Origin of the sequence: Pseudomonas sp. CCC3.1 (genome assembly GCF_034347405.1) — a bacterium.
Lineage (GTDB): Bacteria > Pseudomonadota > Gammaproteobacteria > Pseudomonadales > Pseudomonadaceae > Aquipseudomonas.
The window spans coordinates 5647133-5665089 of record NZ_CP133778.1; the positions used below are offsets into that span (position 1 = coordinate 5647133).

The 17957-nt window shown below is 54.5% G+C and carries 21 protein-coding genes and 1 pseudogene; 10 read left to right on the forward strand and 12 right to left on the reverse strand.

Features of this window, described 5'->3' with window-relative positions; genetic code table 11:
* Window positions 1-165 precede the first annotated feature (165 nt).
* Window positions 166-720, reverse strand: coding sequence for a hypothetical protein (locus tag RHM56_RS24825; RefSeq protein WP_032894807.1), 555 nt, complete (start codon window positions 718-720; stop codon window positions 166-168).
* A gap of 303 nt (window positions 721-1023) precedes the next feature.
* Between RHM56_RS24825 and RHM56_RS24830 the strand changes: the two genes are divergently transcribed.
* Both RHM56_RS24830 and RHM56_RS24835 read left to right on the forward strand, forming a co-directional pair.
* Window positions 1024-1491: a transcriptional regulator gene (locus RHM56_RS24830; RefSeq protein ID WP_032894808.1), complete on the forward strand. Its 468-nt coding sequence runs from the start codon at window positions 1024-1026 to the stop codon at window positions 1489-1491.
* 151 nt (window positions 1492-1642) lie between these two features.
* A pseudogene (locus RHM56_RS24835) lies at window positions 1643-2251 on the forward strand (histidine phosphatase family protein); the annotation flags it as partial.
* A 294-nt stretch (window positions 2252-2545) separates the two neighbouring features.
* Here RHM56_RS24835 and RHM56_RS24840 read toward each other — a convergent pair.
* Entirely contained in the window at window positions 2546-2794 is a 249-nt protein-coding gene (locus tag RHM56_RS24840; RefSeq protein ID WP_032894809.1) for a CsbD family protein, read from the reverse strand.
* Window positions 2795-2982: 188 nt separating this feature from the next.
* Here RHM56_RS24840 and RHM56_RS24845 point away from each other — a divergent pair, with 188 nt between their 5' ends.
* The 4 genes from RHM56_RS24845 to chrA all read left to right on the forward strand — a co-directional run bounded on the left by RHM56_RS24845 (window position 2983) and on the right by chrA (window position 6093).
* Window positions 2983-3192 carry a hypothetical protein gene (locus RHM56_RS24845; RefSeq protein WP_032894810.1) on the forward strand — a complete coding sequence of 70 codons (210 nt, stop codon included), beginning with the start codon at window positions 2983-2985 and terminating at the stop codon, window positions 3190-3192.
* On the forward strand, window positions 3189-3665 hold the full coding sequence (locus RHM56_RS24850) for a hypothetical protein (protein WP_032894812.1): 477 nt from the start codon (window positions 3189-3191) through the stop codon (window positions 3663-3665). The genes RHM56_RS24845 and RHM56_RS24850 overlap by 4 nt, the downstream gene beginning before the upstream one ends.
* A 132-nt stretch (window positions 3666-3797) precedes the next feature.
* On the forward strand, window positions 3798-4742 hold the full coding sequence (locus RHM56_RS24855; protein WP_032894813.1) for a chromate resistance protein ChrB domain-containing protein: 945 nt from the start codon (window positions 3798-3800) through the stop codon (window positions 4740-4742).
* Window positions 4735-6093: a chromate efflux transporter gene (chrA, locus tag RHM56_RS24860; protein WP_032894815.1), complete on the forward strand. Its 1359-nt coding sequence runs from the start codon at window positions 4735-4737 to the stop codon at window positions 6091-6093. Before RHM56_RS24855 ends, chrA begins: the two co-directional genes overlap by 8 nt.
* 96 nt (window positions 6094-6189) lie before the next feature.
* On the opposite strand, the gene RHM56_RS24865 is transcribed toward chrA, so the two are convergent.
* Window positions 6190-6342 carry a YHYH domain-containing protein gene (locus RHM56_RS24865; RefSeq protein WP_223656464.1) on the reverse strand — a complete coding sequence of 51 codons (153 nt, stop codon included), beginning with the start codon at window positions 6340-6342 and terminating at the stop codon, window positions 6190-6192.
* A 254-nt stretch (window positions 6343-6596) separates the two neighbouring features.
* On the opposite strand from RHM56_RS24865, the gene RHM56_RS24870 reads away from it, so the two are divergent.
* A complete protein-coding gene (locus tag RHM56_RS24870) occupies window positions 6597-7907 on the forward strand; it encodes an MFS transporter (RefSeq protein WP_032894816.1) in 1311 nt (436 codons plus the stop codon).
* Between the two features lie 40 nt (window positions 7908-7947).
* Here RHM56_RS24870 and RHM56_RS24875 read toward each other — a convergent pair whose 3' ends face one another.
* Genes RHM56_RS24875 through RHM56_RS24890 form a run of 4 tightly spaced genes read right to left on the reverse strand, consistent with a single transcriptional unit; the run spans window position 7948 to window position 10578 of the window.
* The gene (locus RHM56_RS24875) at window positions 7948-8682 is read right to left on the reverse strand and encodes a TraX family protein (protein WP_032897726.1); all 735 of its coding nucleotides are present in this window, start codon (window positions 8680-8682) and stop codon (window positions 7948-7950) included.
* 2 nt (window positions 8683-8684) lie between these two features.
* Complete coding sequence (locus tag RHM56_RS24880) at window positions 8685-9122, reverse strand: YqaA family protein (RefSeq protein WP_032894818.1); 438 nt, start codon at window positions 9120-9122, stop codon at window positions 8685-8687.
* 12 nt (window positions 9123-9134) lie between these two features.
* Window positions 9135-10271 (reverse strand): nickel/cobalt efflux protein RcnA, encoded by a 1137-nt coding sequence (locus RHM56_RS24885; protein WP_032894819.1) that lies wholly within the window; start codon window positions 10269-10271, stop codon window positions 9135-9137.
* Between the two features lie 7 nt (window positions 10272-10278).
* Complete coding sequence (locus RHM56_RS24890) at window positions 10279-10578, reverse strand: metal-sensing transcriptional repressor (protein ID WP_032894820.1); 300 nt, start codon at window positions 10576-10578, stop codon at window positions 10279-10281.
* 513 nt (window positions 10579-11091) lie between these two features.
* On the opposite strand from RHM56_RS24890, the gene RHM56_RS24895 reads away from it, so the two are divergent.
* Together RHM56_RS24895 and RHM56_RS24900 are read left to right on the forward strand one after the other, a co-directional pair.
* Window positions 11092-11829 carry a HupE/UreJ family protein gene (locus RHM56_RS24895; RefSeq protein ID WP_032894822.1) on the forward strand — a complete coding sequence of 246 codons (738 nt, stop codon included), beginning with the start codon at window positions 11092-11094 and terminating at the stop codon, window positions 11827-11829.
* Window positions 11830-11841: 12 nt separating this feature from the next.
* Window positions 11842-12483, forward strand: coding sequence for a hypothetical protein (locus RHM56_RS24900; RefSeq protein WP_032894825.1), 642 nt, complete (start codon window positions 11842-11844; stop codon window positions 12481-12483).
* Window positions 12484-12776: 293 nt separating this feature from the next.
* Here RHM56_RS24900 and RHM56_RS24905 read toward each other — a convergent pair whose 3' ends face one another.
* Together RHM56_RS24905 and RHM56_RS24910 are read right to left on the reverse strand one after the other, a co-directional pair.
* Window positions 12777-14159 carry a heavy metal sensor histidine kinase gene (locus RHM56_RS24905; protein ID WP_047338274.1) on the reverse strand — a complete coding sequence of 461 codons (1383 nt, stop codon included), beginning with the start codon at window positions 14157-14159 and terminating at the stop codon, window positions 12777-12779.
* Window positions 14156-14839 carry a heavy metal response regulator transcription factor gene (locus RHM56_RS24910; protein WP_032894827.1) on the reverse strand — a complete coding sequence of 228 codons (684 nt, stop codon included), beginning with the start codon at window positions 14837-14839 and terminating at the stop codon, window positions 14156-14158. Before RHM56_RS24910 ends, RHM56_RS24905 begins: the two co-directional genes overlap by 4 nt.
* Before the next feature lie 288 nt (window positions 14840-15127).
* On the opposite strand from RHM56_RS24910, the gene RHM56_RS24915 reads away from it, so the two are divergent.
* Window positions 15128-15574, forward strand: a complete 447-nt coding sequence (locus RHM56_RS24915; protein WP_032894829.1) for a DUF411 domain-containing protein — start codon at window positions 15128-15130, stop codon at window positions 15572-15574.
* A 51-nt stretch (window positions 15575-15625) separates the two neighbouring features.
* Here the strand turns inward: RHM56_RS24915 and copD are convergent, their stop codons facing one another.
* The 3 genes from copD to RHM56_RS24930 all read right to left on the reverse strand — a co-directional run bounded on the left by copD (window position 15626) and on the right by RHM56_RS24930 (window position 17862).
* Window positions 15626-16561 (reverse strand): copper homeostasis membrane protein CopD, encoded by a 936-nt coding sequence (gene copD, locus RHM56_RS24920; protein ID WP_032894830.1) that lies wholly within the window; start codon window positions 16559-16561, stop codon window positions 15626-15628.
* A 2-nt stretch (window positions 16562-16563) separates the two neighbouring features.
* Window positions 16564-16947 (reverse strand): copper homeostasis periplasmic binding protein CopC, encoded by a 384-nt coding sequence (gene copC, locus RHM56_RS24925; RefSeq protein WP_032894831.1) that lies wholly within the window; start codon window positions 16945-16947, stop codon window positions 16564-16566.
* 69 nt (window positions 16948-17016) lie between these two features.
* On the reverse strand, window positions 17017-17862 hold the full coding sequence (locus RHM56_RS24930) for a copper resistance protein B (RefSeq protein ID WP_232964630.1): 846 nt from the start codon (window positions 17860-17862) through the stop codon (window positions 17017-17019).
* Between the last annotated feature and the right edge of the window lie 95 nt (window positions 17863-17957).

The window sequence follows — 17957 nt, forward strand, 5'->3', positions numbered from 1 at the left end:
GATGGCTGGCGTGAACCGAGCCGTGGCAAGCCACGTCTCGTCCCTACGGGCGTCCATCCCACACGCCTGCGCGCTCCGCTTGCCCGATACTCGCAGCCAAAGGAAAGTCTGGCGCAGCGATCCTGAAGCCGGGGCGGGTGTTAGCGTGCCCTACGCACAGGACAATTACTTGTGGAGCTTACTAAAGCGACTCGATAGCGCTGCGGCTTCGGTAGTTTCCCAAGCTTCAGGATCAGATGTAGCGTTGAACATCGCCCATGCCCTCCACAGGAAAAATGCGGCAACCAAGCTCGACTCAATTACTGCAAATACCGTAGTGGTATACATATAATCCGAATTTTCTCCAAACAAGAAAAGCACTGGGAATATCGAAGCTATCCAGCCGGCGACGAAAGTTAAGCAAAATGCGATGGTCGCAGTGACCGTCAGGAAAAGCGGGACTTGATATCTATACTGGGTTGCAAATGATTTCTCGCCGTTTTGCTTCGCTAGGCCGTACAAGATGCCTGTGTTTTTTTCCTTGTCATTACTTCTTTTGAAAAGTCCATACAAAGTTACGTTTTCGCCGACTTCTAACTCTTCGTAAAGCTTATTCGATACTTGCAAATTCGGGATAACTGCACCATCAATGCTGACTTTAGCTTTATGTCCGCCGTTCATTCGATCAACAGATCGAACGTAGTCAACTTTTCCTGAAACTTTCACGCAATCGAACTTCATCACTCACTATCCCTGCCATCGCTCAAAAAAGTGGATCTGGTTCTTGCCAAGACGTCGCTCAGTGACTATTGCAGGCGGGCTCACGCTGGCCATAAACGCCGGACTTGATGAGCGCGTCTCCCATCGAGACGTCCCTGGCCGTGTCTTAGGTGCTGCTCTGATGACCAATCCATCACCAATCCAGACGTCGCCGCTATGATCAAACGACTGCTTGGCAAACCATATGTCACGATAATATCACTATGATCTGTTTATCGAAACACGCTTGCCGTGGCTCTATCCTCAGTTTTGAGGATCCGACTCATGCATCTGAAAGAAGCGCTGGCAGGAGCATTGCGTGGAGCTCGTGCTCATCAGGGGTTGAGTTACGAAGAGTTGGCGGGGGCAACGCACAGAACGTACGTGGGGAAGCTTGAGCAGGCCCGAGCGAACGCGACGTTGGAGAAACTGGACGAGATCGCTGACTATCTAGGCCTCGACCTTTTGACTATGGTTACTCTCGCCATTGCGGCTCAGGGTGACGAGCTCCCTTCGCAAGCCCTGCAACGTACTGCCTTGCGAATCAGGGAATTCGAGATGTCCGGAGGGTGGCAGTTGGTAGAGGAGCAATTCAGTGATGGAAAGCTCATCAAGCGCTCCCAGGGAAAGCCTAAGCAGCCGCTTTATGCAGATTACGTTCGAGCCCTGAAAGCGCAAGGTTTCGACAGGAAAACAATCGCTGAAAAGCTTGGCATTGCCAGAAGCACAGTCCAAAAATATTGGAATACATAAACCTCCAGGTTATCGCGACCCCTCTTTTTCTACGTGATGTGTTTCGTGCTCATGGCTGCGGTGTATCCTTGGGCAAGGGTAGGCACTTGTGGTGTTGCCCATAACGTAGAGAGCAGGTTCGGATGGCTGAAATAGTGGGGATATTTGGTCGGTGAAGCACGTCAGGCTGATCCGCCATGGAGAAAGCGCGGCCAACGCAGGCCAACCCAGCCTTGATCACGCGAGCATCCCTCTTACCCCAAAGGGGGTCGAGCAAGCGCGCCAAGTGGCAGGGTCATTCGCTCAAGCCCCAGATCTGATCGTTGCCTCGCCGTTCTCCCGAGCGCAAGCAACTGCAATGCAGACAGTGGCTGCTTTCCCTTCAGTGCCGTTTGAAATATGGCCCATTCACGAGTTCACCTACCTTGAACCTGCACGGTGTATCAACACGACCGTTGCCCAGAGACGAGCTTGGGTGGAGGGATACTGGGCCAAGTCAGACCCAGCGTTCACGGATGGTGAAGGCGCCGAGTCATTCTTGGACTTTATATCTAGAGGTCAGTCTTTCTTAGATAGACTTGCAGAGCATCCTGCCCAGGACATCGCCGTGTTTTCACATGGGCAACTCATCAATGCGGTGGCTTGGCTGATTGAGTGCAGGCCACAGAAGATTGACGGTCAAGCTATGGCCGTATGGCGAGAGTACGAGATCACTCACCACGTGCCTAACTGCTCTGGTTACAAGCTTACCAAGCACCCAGACGATGCCGGCTGGAGAGTAAGTCCTGAGGAGTTGCGAGTTGGCGTAACTCAACGCGTACCAGGCAGATCCTACCAAGCGTTTCGCGTTCCCGAGCGCGTGCTGATTGAGGAGCGGGCCCAGGCCCTATCGGCTGCAGGCTACCCGCTGCCAGACGATGATCCGGCTATGTACGCTGAGCAAAGGCTACTCGAGGCAAAAGAGGCTGCAGGTTTATTACCCTCGCACTCTCCTGGCAGAAAACTGTAGCGGGAGTGCGAAGAGGGCAGGACTTTAGCGAGAGGTGTCACCTGGCTGGAGACACCTCCTCCACGTTCAACGACGAAAAATGCGATTTATCAAGATCAACGCTGCAGCACCAATCGCGAGGGCGGCGACTGGTTTTTCTTTAACGAACGTGGATACGCTATTCAGTGTATCGCCATAGGTTTTAGTCAGCTGACCAGCCGCTTGATGTCCCGCACCTTCAGCTTCCATCTTCGAATCACCAATTAGTTTCCCGACCGTGCTCTGCGCCTTGCCGGCCAGCTTTTCTGCTACACCTTCAACTTGTTCGCTCTTCATGATTCATCAAACCTTTGCGTGAGAGTGGGGAGCTCCGAACCGCGCTAATCGGGCGGCTATCAGCACGACATTAGGGACATGCGCATGATGATTAGTTCAATGGTGATGAGCTGTAGGCCAGTTTGGAAAAGCGCCTACACGTTTAAGCCTATTGCTATGCTGTTGCTCCCAACATGGAGGTGAGCCAAATGCAGGGTGAGTATTCCCTATCAGATGTACTGGAAAGGATGTACCAAAACCAGCTGGCCCTTGAGGCTGCGCTCATGGAGCTGACCCTCCAGGTGGAAGCCCAGGGACATGCGGAAGTCGGCGACAACGTCCGTGGTGCGCTTTACACAATTGGTGAGAACGCTGGTCATATCAAACAGGGGCTGGCCCGGCTCAAAACACTCCCATGAACCAGCCGCTTTTCGATTTTGATCTCAAACGCGTTTCCCGCACGCACTACATCACTGGCAAAGCTGCGATCAATTTTCCAGATCCAGGTAGTACAACGGGAGGATGGCATTTCCTGTCTTACTTCGACCGAAAATCCGGCGTGGCCAAGGTGTCCTTGGCAGGTATTCATTATCCAGATACGACCGATTTCTTTGGAGACGCTGGACTCATCGACGTAACCGACGAGCTTGCGATGAGAGGCTGGTCAGAAGACGGCAAAAGGCTGTTCATGGCGGATCACTACCGTGCCGCAGCAGACATGATTATTAAGTGGGCGGTAGGTGACGCCAAACGCTGCAACGTCGAAATCGCTGATTGGTTCCCTTCAACATGCGAAAGGCAGGGATTGTTGGTGATGTTGGATTTAGGAAAACCGGTGCTTTTACGTAGAGGAAGGTTGCAAAAAATGGAAGCTTGGCTTCGCTCGCAATGACCACCGCAAGTCTGCGTGTCTGTTCCTTCTTCCGAATGCCCTCTGAACAACTGCTTTTGTTGAGCACCGCTTCCCAAGCCTTGCAGCAAGGAGTAGCGTAGCGATTACTACATATCGAGTAGATATTCCTACATGAAAAATTGGCTCGCATTGATCCTTGGCTTACCCACCGCCAACGCCACCGAGCGCATGCGAGCCTGGCGTGCCTTGAAAGCTTCAGGTGCCGCTGTACTCCGTGACGGTGTTTACCTGCTCCCTGATACCAGCGCTTGCCGCGAAGCTCTGACTTCTGTCGAACGAGACATATTGGCCATCAATGGCACCGCCTACCTCCTGCCTGTAGTTGATCCCAACGGTGAGCGCTTTATCGAGTTTTTCGACCGCAAGGATGACTACACCAAACTTGGTGGAGAGATCGAAGGCTGCCGTGAGCAGTTGAATGCTGAAAATGCGCTGGCGACGACCAAACAAATCCGCAAGCTGCGCAAAGCCTACGATCAGATAGCGAGCATCGATTACTTCCCAGGTGAACCAAAGCACCAGATTGATGCGGCTCTACAGGAGTTAGAGACGGCAGTCAGTAGAGCCCTGTCGCCGGATGAGCCGCACAGCAGTAATCAACCGATATCGGTACTCAATCTCAGCGATTATCAGGGCCGTATCTGGGCAACGCGTAAACGTCCCTGGGTCGACCGGCTCGCCTGTGCCTGGTTGATCCGCCGCTTCATCGACCCGCAAGCTCAGATCGTCTGGCTGAACACTCCACAGGACTGCCCAGTCAACGCCTTGGGGTTTGATTTTGATGACGCAACCTTCAGCCATGTTGGTAACCGCGTCACCTTTGAAACCCTACAGGCCAGTTTTCAAATCCAGATACAAGGTCTAGGTCGCATTGCTGCCCTTGTGCATTACCTCGATGTTGGCGGTATTCAGCCGGTGGAGGCTGCCGGGATTGAGCGGGTGCTTGCTGGGCTGCGAGAGACCATTTCCGACGACGACCAACTTCTGGCTGCCGCGAGCGCCATCTTCGACGGCCTGCTCGCCGGGTTTGTGAAAGAGGAGCAACCCAATGAGTAAAGTTATGGCACCAGAGGTTGAAGCGAATCCGTTGAGGCCTGAACAGATTAGTCTGCGTGAGGCGTTCTGGTTCTGGTTGAAGCTCGGTTTCATTAGCTTCGGCGGGCCTGCGGGCCAGATCTCGATCATGCATCAGGAGTTGGTGGAGCGGCGACGCTGGATTTCAGAACGCAGATTTCTACATGCCCTCAATTACTGCATGTTGTTGCCAGGGCCCGAGGCTCAGCAATTGGCGACTTACATTGGTTGGCTGATGCATCGAACGTGGGGAGGCGTGATCGCCGGCGCGCTGTTTGTACTGCCCTCACTATTCATCCTGATCGCGCTGTCGTGGATGTACATCGCGTTCGGCGAAGTACCCGTGGTAGCCGGACTTTTCTACGGCATCAAGCCCGCCGTGACGGCCATCGTGGTGCAGGCGGCGCATAGAATCGGCTCTCGGGCACTGAAGAATAATTGGCTGTGGGCGATAGCAGCGGCTTCATTTGCCGCCATCTTTGCATTCAATGTTCCGTTCCCGCTGATCGTCTTAGGGGCAGCGTTGATTGGCTATTTCGGGGGGCGAATGGCACCCGAAAAATTCAGAGCCGGTGGCCATAGCGCCGCCAAAAAATCCTTCGGCCCGGCCTTAATCGATGACGACACGCCGTCCCCCGAACATGCTCGGTTCAGCTGGTTGAAATTGGCCTCACTCGCACTGATTAGTGCCGTGCTATGGGCTTTGCCGATGGGTGTTTTGACCGCGCTCTTTGGGTGGGAAGGAACCCTGACCCAGATGAGCTGGTTCTTTACCAAAGCTGCATTGCTGACCTTCGGCGGGGCTTATGCCGTACTGCCGTATGTCTATCAAGGCGCAGTCGGTCACTATGGCTGGCTAACCCCGACACAGATGATCGACGGCCTTGCGCTGGGGGAAACCACGCCAGGGCCGCTGATCATGGTGGTGGCTTTCGTCGGCTTCGTCGGGGCCTATGTCTCGCAAGTGTTCGGGGCTGATCAGGTGTTTCTGGCCGGAGCTGTCGCAGCTGCCCTGGTGACCTGGTTCACCTTCTTACCTTCGTTCCTGTTCATCCTTGCGGGTGGCCCTCTGGTTGAGTCGACCCACAACGAACTCAAGTTCACTGCACCGCTTACCGCCATCACCGCCGCCGTAGTTGGGGTGATCCTCAATCTGGCGTGCTTCTTCGGGTATCACGTGCTTTGGCCGAAAGGCTTCAGCGGTAACCTCGACTGGCCCTCTGCATTGATCGCCATCGCAGCCGCAATAGCATTGTTCCGCTTCAAGCGCGGCGTCATTCAGGTACTGATGGCCTGTGCGCTCGCTGGTCTGGCAGTACATCTGTTGCGCTAGCGATCACGAGCGGATTAAACAGCGTCCGTCAGACACCCAGAGATCTGAAGTGACCAGCTCACACCAAAGCCCAGCCTGACGCTGGGCTTTGGCCATTTAATGGCAGTGGTAGTCGTTGGTTTTATGGTTGCGATGGCAACCTTTTGAATCAGTACCGCCGCTGTGTGCGAAGGCAGCAACGGACGTAATCGAAAGTAAAGCGGCGATCAAAATGGCGGACAGTTTCATCAGGGCTTGCTCCTTGCTCATATTTTATATCCGTGAGAGGTCTCACGCCCGGCAGCGTATGGCTAAGTGCCTTCACTGAGCAAGCTACTTCTCCGGAGACTCGATCAAAGGTCGAATGCTTATTTCTTGAGCTACTTCTGGCTCTGGTTTAGGATGAATTCATATCCCCCTAGGGGGGATATGAATTCATCTGAAAACGAGAAACTCGTAGTTCTTTTATCTTCGGGAAATCTCAGTAACCAGATAGTCGTACGCGCTTCCTTTTGAGATTTCTCATGCTGAAAATCCTAGCCAACCGAACCTATCGCCATCTTTTCCTGGCTCAGGTGATTGCACTCTTAGGGACTGGCCTTGCCACCGTCGCGCTCGGTTTACTGGCGTTCGATCTAGCAGGCGCCCAAGCAGGTGCCGTTCTCGGCACGGCGTTGGCTATAAAAATGACGGCCTATATTGGCGTAGCGCCCATTGCAGCGGCTTTTGCAGAGCGCCTGCCTCGCAGAGCCATGCTGGTCTCGCTGGATCTGGTGCGGGCGCTGGTCGCGCTTGCTCTCCCGTTTGTGACCGAGGTTTGGCAAATCTACGTGCTGATTTTCGTCCTTCAGTCCGCATCGGCAGCGTTCACTCCAACGTTCCAAGCGACCATTCCAGACATCCTGCCGGATGAAGACGACTACACCCGTGCCTTGTCGCTATCGCGTCTGGCTTACGATCTCGAAAGTGTCGCGAGCCCGATGCTCGCTGCCGCGCTCCTGACGGTGATCAGCTTCCACAGCCTTTTCGCCGGCACGGTCATCGGCTTCCTCGCTTCTGCCGCCCTAGTCGCCACGGTGTTGTTGCCAAAGGCGAAGCAAGTACCACGACGCAGCATCTATGAACGAACTACTCGTGGCATGCGCATATTCCTAGCGACGCCCCGCCTGCGAGGGCTGCTGGCTCTCAACCTGACGGTAGCGGCTGCCAGTGCCATGGTCATCGTCAATACCGTGGTGATGGTTCAGTCGCGCTTCGCTCTGCCTCAAAGCTCAACGGCATTGGCGCTGGCTGCGTTTGGTGGTGGTTCCATGATCTCGGCCCTGGTCTTGCCTCGCCTGCTGAAAAACATCAAAGACCGAACGGCCATGTTGTTTGGCGGAGGAATACTGGTCGCAGGCTTGGCCGTCGGTATCAACCTGACCATCTACAACTTCCTGCTGCCGCTGTGGATGGTGCTCGGGGTGGGCTATTCGCTGGCCCAGACTCCAAGCGGTCGCCTGTTGCGTCGCTCGGCACATGCCGAAGATCGCCCGGCGTTGTTTGCCGCCCAATTTGCGCTGTCCCATGCTTGCTGGTTGATTACTTATCCACTGGCGGGATGGCTGGGAGCCAACATCAGCCTCACGGCGTCGTTTGTTGGCCTCGCCGCTGTGGCAGGCAGTGCACTACTGGTCAGCATCGTAATCTGGCGCCCAGTTCATGACCAGAAGTCGATCAAACACACCCATGAGAATCTGCCGGGCGATCACGCGCACATCGACGGCCAGGAAGGTGTGGATCACGAACATCCATACGTGATCGATGATCAGCATCGCCGATGGCCCAACAGATGATCGTGAGTTCCTAAGACTTGCTAAAGCTGGTGACCGGTATTCAGACAAGCAACCGTAGCGCTTGCAAAGCGGCAAGGTGGCCCGGATAGAACCAGTATCCCCATTGCCGTACCGGCCAGACCTTGAAAGTGAAGCTCTGACGCAGTAGCCAGAGTCCGATCAGCGGCGCCGCGAACGCGGTGCTCAAAGCCACCAATGAATAGACTTCCAAGTCCAGCGCTTTGATTACGATGCTACTTCGCGTATTGCTCATCAAGCATAGAACCGCAGGCAGCAGCCAAAGAACACCGGGGCCTTTGATTGCTATTAAGACAGCCGCTGGTACAAGTGCACCGTAGAAGCCGTACATAAGTGGATCATCCAGCACGTAGGCAATCGCGGCGGCCAATAACGCCATAGCGCTGCTCAACAGAGTGCGATGTTGCCATCCCCAGGCAATCACCAGCCCCAATGCCAGCGTCACCAACACGTTGAATGATCCCGAGGTGCTGATGTAGCGATAAGGCACTTCTGAAATGGCGGCGAATAACAGCATCAAGGCAAGATAACGACCGTTCGCAGCAGTCAGCAATTCACCCTGTTTGGAGCGCGCCACGTTGGCTGCAATAGCGACACAGAACAACGGAAAGGAAACTCTCCCCGGAATGAACAGGTTGCTCAACTCCGGCCACACCAACCGCAAGTGATCGATAACCATGGTCAACATCGCTAGCCACTTGATCAGATCTAGGCTACTGCTTCGGCTCTTGAGTGGGGAAAGCGGGTCAGTAGGCATCGTCATGCCCACCCCAGGGTGACGGCGGTCAGCGCGAGATAACGCACGCCCTTGGCCAAGGTGACAATCAGCAGGAAACTCCAGAGTGGCTCGCGCATGACTCCAGCGACGACTGTCAGCGGGTCGCCAATGATGGGCACCCAGCTCAACAACAGTGACCAGCGCCCGTAGCGCAGATAGGAATGCTGGGCTTTTTCTAACTTGCTCTCGCTCACGGGGAACCAGCGCTTGTGGCGAAATCGCTCAACAGAACGGCCCAGAAGCCAGTTCAGTGCGGAGCCAAGCACATTGCCAACAGTGGCTACCGCCAATAGCGTAGAAACGACGTACCGGTCGGCGAGCAACATCCCGACCAGCACGGCTTCAGACTGCATCGGCAATAACGTCGCGGCACCGAATGCCGCCACGAACAGACCAATGTAGCTCGTAAGTTCAAACACGAAAGACTTGCCTCAAGCGTTCAGGCCGATCCAGCCATGGAAACCCACGTACAGACCAACACCAATGATCAGCACGCTGGACAGGTACGGAGCACGACGAGCCACGGTGCCCAGCCAAGGCCAACGGTTGGAGGCCTGCTTAGCACCAATTGCCGCCGCAGCACCTACAGTGACCAAGGTGAGCGCCAATCCGATGCTGAAACACAGGACAAGCATGCCTCCCAGTGCGACTTCTTTAACCTGAAGACATAGCAACAGAACGGTAATGGCAGCCGGACAAGGAATCAGACCACCAGTCAGGCCGAACATGACGATCTGGCCCGTGGTGACCTCGCGATTGGTGAAGCGCTTGCGTATATCGTTGGCATGCGCACGTTCATGCGCATCCTGGTAGCCATCAATCGACAACTCTAAGCCTTCCAATTCGGAATGAGCATGCCCGTGATCGTGTTCCTGATACTGAAGATCGTAATCATGGGAGTGACCTGCATGCCCAAGACTCAAGCGAGCACTGAACTCATGTGGTTCCGGAATATCGACCGTCGACTCCAGGAAGCCGTCGCGCTCAACGAAAGAGAACGATTGGGTGCTACCGTCCGGACGAGTAGTCATCAGGCGAACATCTGAGGCAGCCCAAGCGTGCCCGGTCAGTGTCTTCAGGCGCCAGTGCGGTGGCATGCCTTCCTCGAAGATCGACAGCTCGATGCGGCCATGGCCGGTATCGATTCGATGGGTCTCATCATCATGACCATGGTCGTGCTCGCCGTGGTGATGATCATCACCTTGCTCAAACTTGAACATCTGCTCACCGCGCCAAGTACGCCAGAGCATCCAAAGCGCAATCACGATGATCAGTACAGAGGAGGCAAGCTGGAAGTACGGCTCAGTGGTTTGCGCGTCCAATCCTTTGCCCAGGTACATGCCGCCGATGGCGACCAACCACACCACTGCGGTATGCGACAACGTCGCGGCCAAACCTAACAAAACTGCCTGTTTGACCGAGCCACGGATGGCCACGATGAAGGCCGCCATCATGGTTTTGGAATGTCCCGGCTCCAGGCCATGTAAGGCGCCGAGCAGAATCGCGCTCGGGAAATACAGCCAGGCGTGAGCCCCGCCTTGTTGCAGCAGTTCAGCAAAATTGGGCATGACAGACCTAGAGGTACTTGGTGATTTGCTTGAAAGCTTCCAGTGGTGCGCGCTCGCCATTGCCTAGCGCCGAAACGGTGTCCTCCAGGCAGTGATCAATGTGATCCTGGATGAGCGTACGTTTGGCCTGGCACACTGCTTTTTCAACCGCATGCAGCTGCTGGGCGATGTCCACGCACTCACGACCCTCTTCGATCATGGTGATGATGCCGCGTAAATGCCCATCTGCCCGTTTGAGACGTTTGATGATTGCCTCATGACTCTGGTGGGTGTGGGGATGGCTGTGTTCGTGTTCGTGCTCACTCATGACTTGAGCCTCAGGCCTCAATGAATTACGCTGGCATCCTATCCCCCCCAGGGGGATGTGGTCAAACGCGTAAAAGCCCTATAAAACGAGTTGAAACCCTAACGCCATGTTCAGCAGAACACTGACAACGACGGTGGTAATCGCACTTGCTCTCGCCATGTTGGTGGCTTGGGCTGGGCATACCTATTCGTTATCTGTGGCGTCGAAACAGCCAGCCTGGGAGATCGCGCAAGATGCCCATCACTCCCACGGCGAAGAGGCTTCATCCAGCTACTCGAGCCTTTCAGATCACTACCATTCGCCATTGACCCCTGATCACCAGCACGAAACACCGCAACTCACAGCAGCGTTGATGCTGGCGACCCCCCTAATGCTATCCATCCGGGTCGATGCGCTTCGAGACTCTGTTCCCCTGCCGCCGATATTTTTGATCGAGCGTCCACCCCGTCCTTCGTTCGCGTCTTGACCTTGGCCGCACTGCGGCCTTCGATCTCTGCAACGTAGGATTGATCTATGCATTCGTATTCGATGAGCGGCGTCGGCGCGTTTACTGCGCCTTTGCACCGCCCCGTATTGCTGTTGTTTTTACTTGTCGCTGTACTTTTCCTGGGAATGCCCGAGGCGATGGCTCACGCCGTCGCGGAAGGTGACAAGGGCTTCATCCAGGAAAGCTCCGGCGTCATGTTGCTGCCTTTCATCTACATGGGCGCCAAGCACATGATGACGGGCTACGACCACCTCCTGTTTCTGTTCGGGGTGATCTTCTTCCTCTATCGCCTCAAAGACGTGGGGCTCTACGTCACGCTATTCGCTGTAGGCCACTCGGTCACGCTGCTACTTGGTGTGCTCACCGAGATTAGCATTAGCTCGTACATCATCGACGCCATCATAGGTTTTTCAGTGGTGTACAAGGCGCTCGACAACCTGGGTGCATTCCAGCGCTGGTTCGGTTTCCAACCCAACACCAAAGTGGCCACGCTGATATTCGGCCTGCTCCACGGCTTTGGTCTGGCAACCAAAATCCAGGAGTACGAAATCTCGCCTGACGGCCTGATTCCCAACCTCATCGCCTTTAACGTCGGTGTCGAGATCGGCCAATTGCTTGCCCTCAGCGCGATTCTAATTCTGATGGGGTTTTGGCGGCGCACTGGCAGCTTCTGGCGCCACGCCTATACCGCCAACGTCGCCATGATGAGTGCCGGTTTCCTGCTGATGGGTTATCAGATCACTGGCCTGTTTGTCTCTACGTAAGGAATTCTGACCATGTTCAATACTCCGCTTCCCACTGTTAATGAATTACCTACCACTCGCAAACTGGTGCGCTCGACTGTCATTGCAATGCTGGTTGCAGCCGGCCTTTTGGTGACCGTGGTCATGCCCTCGGAATACGCCATTGATCCGACAGGTGTGGGCCGGACACTGGGGCTGACCCAGATGGGCGAACTGAAGATCACTCTTGCCCAAGAGGCGTTGGCGGATGCAGCTCCACCTCAACCAGCGGCTTCAGCCCCGGCTCCGCAGGTTGCGCAAGTCCAACCGGTGGCTCAACCAGTGACTCAACCGGTTGCGACACCTGCCCCTGCGTTAAAGACGGATCAAATGACCGTCACGCTCAAGCCAGGTGAAGGGACAGAAATCAAACTGGAAGTGCTGAAGGACAAGGCTGTCAGCTATGAATGGACAGCGGCAGGTGGGCCTGTGAACTACGACACTCATGGAGAGCCTTACAACGGCGAAAAGGGGTACTTCCACAGCTACAACAAGGGCAAGCAAGTCAAAAGTGATAAAGGTGAGTTCACCGCCATTTTTGACGGCACCCATGGCTGGTTTTGGCGTAATCGCAGCACTAACGACGTGACCATCACACTGAAAACCAGCGGCGATTATTTGGGCGTCAAACAGTAATCAGAAGCAGCGATGGCTGTGCTACGGCAAGAAACGCAGCGTGCTGCTTGACCACATGTCATTCAATTTCATCCATTTTTGAAGAGTATTCCAATGAAAACCCCAACAACCATGATCCGTTCGATGCTCCTGATCTGCTTCCTTGGTTTGATGACGGCCTGCGGAGGCGATGAAAAAGACGCAACTTCTGAGATCGCTGGGCACGGCCATTCACACGAGTGACGCCGTAAATAAACAAGGCCGCATTGCGGCCTTGTTCCTCAAAGAAGAGGCACGGGAGTTTTCTTTTATTCTCAGTCAGCAGGCCAAGCAGGTAAGCGGATCTCAAAGGTCGTATAGCCTCCTCCGGAGACACACTCAACGGCGCCATCATGGGCGTCAACCAGTGATCTGACGATTGCCAAACCTAACCCCGCGTTGTTCGTAGCACCCTCTCTACGTGCAGGATCGACTCTGTAAAAACGGTCAAACAACCGGGGCAGATGTTCTCCAGCTATTTCCTCGCCGGGGTTCTTCACTGACAAGCTGATTATGCTACCCAACGACTCGATTTTTACGGAGACAGTGCAGTCAGGAGGGGTATACCTGAGCGCATTAGAAAGTAAATTCGAGATCATCCTATCCAACATCGTACCGTCACCATAGACCGCGCCGTGTCCGGAGACTTGTAGCTTTACTCCGGTGTCTTCTGCCAGCAACTGGTAATACTCGAAAAGTTTTTCGACCACCGAACGCAACTCGACTTTCTCTTTGGCAGGTAGAACCAGACCGTTGTCCGATTTTGCTAAGAAAAGCATGCCGTCAATAATGCTGGAGAGTCGGTTCAGATCCTCCAGGTTTGAATAGAGATTCTCTTCATAAGTGTCCGGTGCACGTTTCTTTGAAAGGATGACTTCGGTGTGTGTACGCAGATTGCTGATAGGGGTTCGTAGCTCGTGCGCAATATCGGCTGAAAAGTTGGACAGCCGAACAAAAGACTCTTCAAGGCGAGCAAGCATGGCGTTGAAAGAAGAGACAAGGCTCTCAAGCTCACGAGGCACCGAGTCCATCGGGATGCGTTCTTTCAGCGAACCGGCTGACATTGAGGCCGCGACTTGCGTCACCTGTGCGACCGGCTTTAACCCGCTGCGCGCCACCAGCCACCCTAACGCTGCGCTGACCAGAGCGCTGATAGCCAGCCCAATGACCAGCCACCAACGCAAAGTTTCAACGAAGTGCATGTGACTGGTGATATCCATACTTAACCATGCGGTTAGTGGCTCAGCTTCATTCACTAAATGAACTTGGGCCTTCATGCCTCTATACGTATGGCCGCCAGCCGTCCACTCCAACAAACCTTCCCCAGCCTCATGAACCGCAGCGGTAGGCTGTGCAGTTCCGTTGGGAGTAGCGAAGATCGTCCTCCCTCCGTTGGTGACAATCGATGCTGAAAGCTCCTGATGGGCGCCCAGCAGGGCTTGCAGTTGTAACACCACTTCTGAAGAGTCTACGGAGCCGGCCTCGCCATCCATGATTTGCCGAATGGATACGAGCTTTTCCGTCATCGCTTGACGGTCGAGCGCTTTGAAGTGATGTCTACTAAAAGCATCGAAGGTAAAGCCTGCTACAACCAGCACGGCTACCACGGCACAGACAAACATCATGCTCAAACGGAAGGTAAGAGATACACGCTTCATTCAGTATCCGGCGCATCTAGCATGTAGCCCATTCCCCTGGTGGTCTGAATCAGCTTAGTGTCGAAATCATCATCGATTTTGGCCCGGAGCCGGCGAATTGCTACTTCGATCACGTTGGTATCACTGTCGAAGTTCATATCCCAAACCTGCGATGCGATCAGTGATTTTGGCAGGACTTCCCCTCTACGGCGCATAAGGAGTTCTAGGAGGGAGAATTCTTTGGCGGTGAGGTCAATGCGTCGACCTGAGCGGGAGGCACGTCGTTTCAGAAGATCGACCTCCAGATCGCCGATTTTGATAGATGTTTGGTTGGGTACGGCGGAACCACGGCGGAGCAAGCTTCTGACGCGAGCAAGCAATTCGGAAAATGCAAAGGGTTTGACTAGGTAATCGTCCGCTCCTAGTTCCAACCCTTTGACCCGGTCATCAACCCCGTCCCTGGCTGTCAGAAACAAAACAGGAACTGAGTTCCCGGCTATGCGGACAGATTGAATGACCTCCCAGCCGTCCAGGCCGGGCATCATTACGTCCAGGATCAGAAGGTCATAGGTCTCATTTAACGCATGGTGCAACGCCTCTGTTCCCGTAACAACTCGGTCGACAGTGAAGCCAGCCTCCACAAGACCCTGCTGTAGGTACATTCCGATTTTGGGTTCGTCTTCTGCGACCAAGAGTTTCATGCACGGGCTCCGGTTTGCGGTGTTCTAGTGTGCTACCAATCTGACATCTGTGCGCAAGCTTACGTAAATGTAATTGCCTCAACAGCCCACGGATCGCCCGATGCCACGACAGGTCGGTGTGTGATGGGTTGGATGGAGTGAATTGGCAGGCGGCTTACAAAAATGTAATCAGCGATTTGAGCTTTTTGCGCTTAACCTAATTCCAACCACTGTGGAAGCATGACGGCTGGCCCAAGGCTAGGGGGCTTGCAGAGCAACCGCATACTAAAACGCTACGAGGTGCATCGAATGTTCAAACGAAAGCTATCGCTCGCCGTGGGCTTGATGATTTGTGCTGTCGCGCAGGCGGCTGAGCCGCTCACAATCGATGTGCATCGTGACGCGAACTGCGGATGCTGCAAGGAGTGGGTCAAGCACCTTGAATCGAATGGATTCAAGGTGGTCGACCATGTTGAAAGCAATATGAGCGCTATTAAGCAGAGCTTAGGAGTGCCGCAGGGACTCGCGTCATGCCATACGGCTGTTATTGACGGCAAGTTCGTAGAGGGGCATGTCCCTGCGGAAGAAATCAAGAAGCTGAGTGGCCGCTCAGACCTCGCAGGAATTGCAGTACCAGGCATGCCAGCAGGCTCCCCCGGCATGGACTACGGCCAGAATCATCAACCTTATCAAGTATTGGGGCTCACCAAGGCAGGTGCGCAAGAAGTGGTCGCTGACTACCCCTCGAGCCGATAGTTTTTACCTAGTCCTGAGCGTCCATAGTGACGCTCAGATCTGGCTCATGAATCACCCTTGAGCCATCTCGATTGAAGGGCTCAACGTTCCTAGCCATGCCACCAAGAAAACGATGACAACTGCACAGGTCGATTCGAGCATCACACTTTTTCTCAAGGCAGTTGCTGCCAGAGAATAATCCCCAGCCTTCAAAGAACGTTCAAGTGAGGGACTCAGGTAGAAACGATTGAGTGCAGCAAGCCCAATCATCCCAGCGAAAAGCAGGACTTTCATCAGCAGGAGAATGCCGTAGGTGCTAGTTACGAGTTCGATTACTGTCGGCCCGACAATGAAGAGATAATTAGCGACGCCAGTAATTATGATTGTGCCAACAATAAATCCACCCGCTGTTTCGAATCCTTTAAGCGCTCGTGACAGCACTCTTACGAGTTGCTCCGGATTAGCCCCTTTAATCCTCAACATCAGGCCAAACGCCGCAAGAGCTCCGATCCAGCCCCCAGCGGAGAGGAGGTGCAGAATATCAGCTGCAAAGTGCCAGAACCGCTTAGTACCTTCGTCCATTGCCCCATGACCTGTCCAAGCAAGCGTGGACAAGGCGATGCTGCCTGCCAAGGTAGCAACCCAGAGACTCCCTGTTGGCCATCGCTTGCTCTGACTTGCGACAAAAATCACCACTGCCAGCGAGATCATGCGCGTCACCCAGCTATAGCCGATCTCAGTCTCGTACAGCATCATTTCCAGATGAGGCCGCAGCTCGTCCCAGTCGGAGGCGCCGCTCATATTGCTTGTGATAATCATGAAAGCTGCTACGGACAAAAGCATGCCTATAGCAGCGGTGCCGGGCAGTATCCACCCAAAATGCAGCACCGCTCCGGACACGCGCTCTTTACCCCGAAAGCTGTACAGTCCAAAGACCGCCAGGCCGAACAGGAGCATTAGATCCAGATAAAGCGCGAGGCGCAGCGCCACATTCAATGGGTCGCCCACGCTTATTTCACTTTGAAAGTAACGCTGCCGGTAATCGGATGGGTATCGGAGGAGACCGCTCGCCATTCGACTTTGTAAGTACCAGCGGTGAGAGGAGAGGCCGGGGTCAAGATCATGGTTTTAGGATCGGTACTGCCAGACACGCTGGCTTTCATGGGCATAGGGGAGTGTGACATGCCAGGCATTTCCGTCATGACCAACTTGGCCCCGGAAAACTGAGTAACCAGGTTTTCGGAAAAATGCAGTTCAATCTTCGCAGGAGCTGGGCCGCTCTCGCCTTCAGCCGGAGTTGAAGACAGCAGCTTCGGGTGAGCTTGGGCAACTGCACTGAGCAGCAGGCTAGAAGAAAGAGCGACGGCCACAACACAGGATTTGAATACGGACATGCAAGGCTCCTCACAGCGCGAAGCTGTTGTAATGAGGTTAGATAATTATTTAGTACCGCTAACTTTGTTTCAGAACCACACTCGGACGCCGAGCACTAGGCGTGCTTCGTTGTTATCTTCGCCTTCCTCGCGGGCATAGTCTGCGGTTCTGCCATAAGCCCGATTCCAAGTTACACCGACGTAAGGTGCGAATTGCGGGCGGACTTCGTACCGAAGCCGCAAACCAACCTCACTTTCAGACAGCCCTGAACCGACCCCGCGTTGAGGATCGTTTTTGCCATAGAAATTGAATTCTGCCGTCGGTTGCAGAATCAGCTTATTGGTAAGGAGAATGTCGTAGTCACCCTCCAACCGAGCAGCGGTCTGGCCACCTTCACCCAGATAAGCAGTAGCCTGGGCCTCGAAATTGTAGAGAGCCAGGCCCTGAATACCGAAAGCAGCCCACGTTTGTGGGTCGCCTGGTTTGAAGTCTTGACGAACCCCACCGACTAAATCCCACCAAGGGCTAATGGAGTGGCCCCAAAGTGCCTGAACCTCTGCTTCTTCAGTCTTCCCATTGGTGCGCTCACCTTCGGAGCGCAACCATAGCCGATCAACATCTCCCCCTATCCAACCTTGTGCTTCCCAGTTCAGCGCGCTTCCATCGTCAGCATCCTGCCATTCCAGTTTCTCAAATATAAAAAATGAGTTGATTGCAGTGTCATGAACTTCATGACCACCAGGGGCGTTATAGACTGCGGCTCTGTCAGCATCGGTAAGTGGTGGTATCGGAGTCCGGCTTTGAGTTAGTGGTTGCTTGGCGGGCTGCATACCCTCCATTTTGCTGTGATCCATGCCCTGCATCTGGCTGTGATCCATGCCCTGCATCTGGCTGTGATCCATACCCTGCATCTGGCTGTGATCCATGCCCTGCATCTGCCCAGCGGCCACCCCCTGGCTAGACTCAGCAGCTGCCGGCAAGGCAACACCAGCAGTGAGAGCGACCGTGAGTACAGCCGAGTGCATGCGAG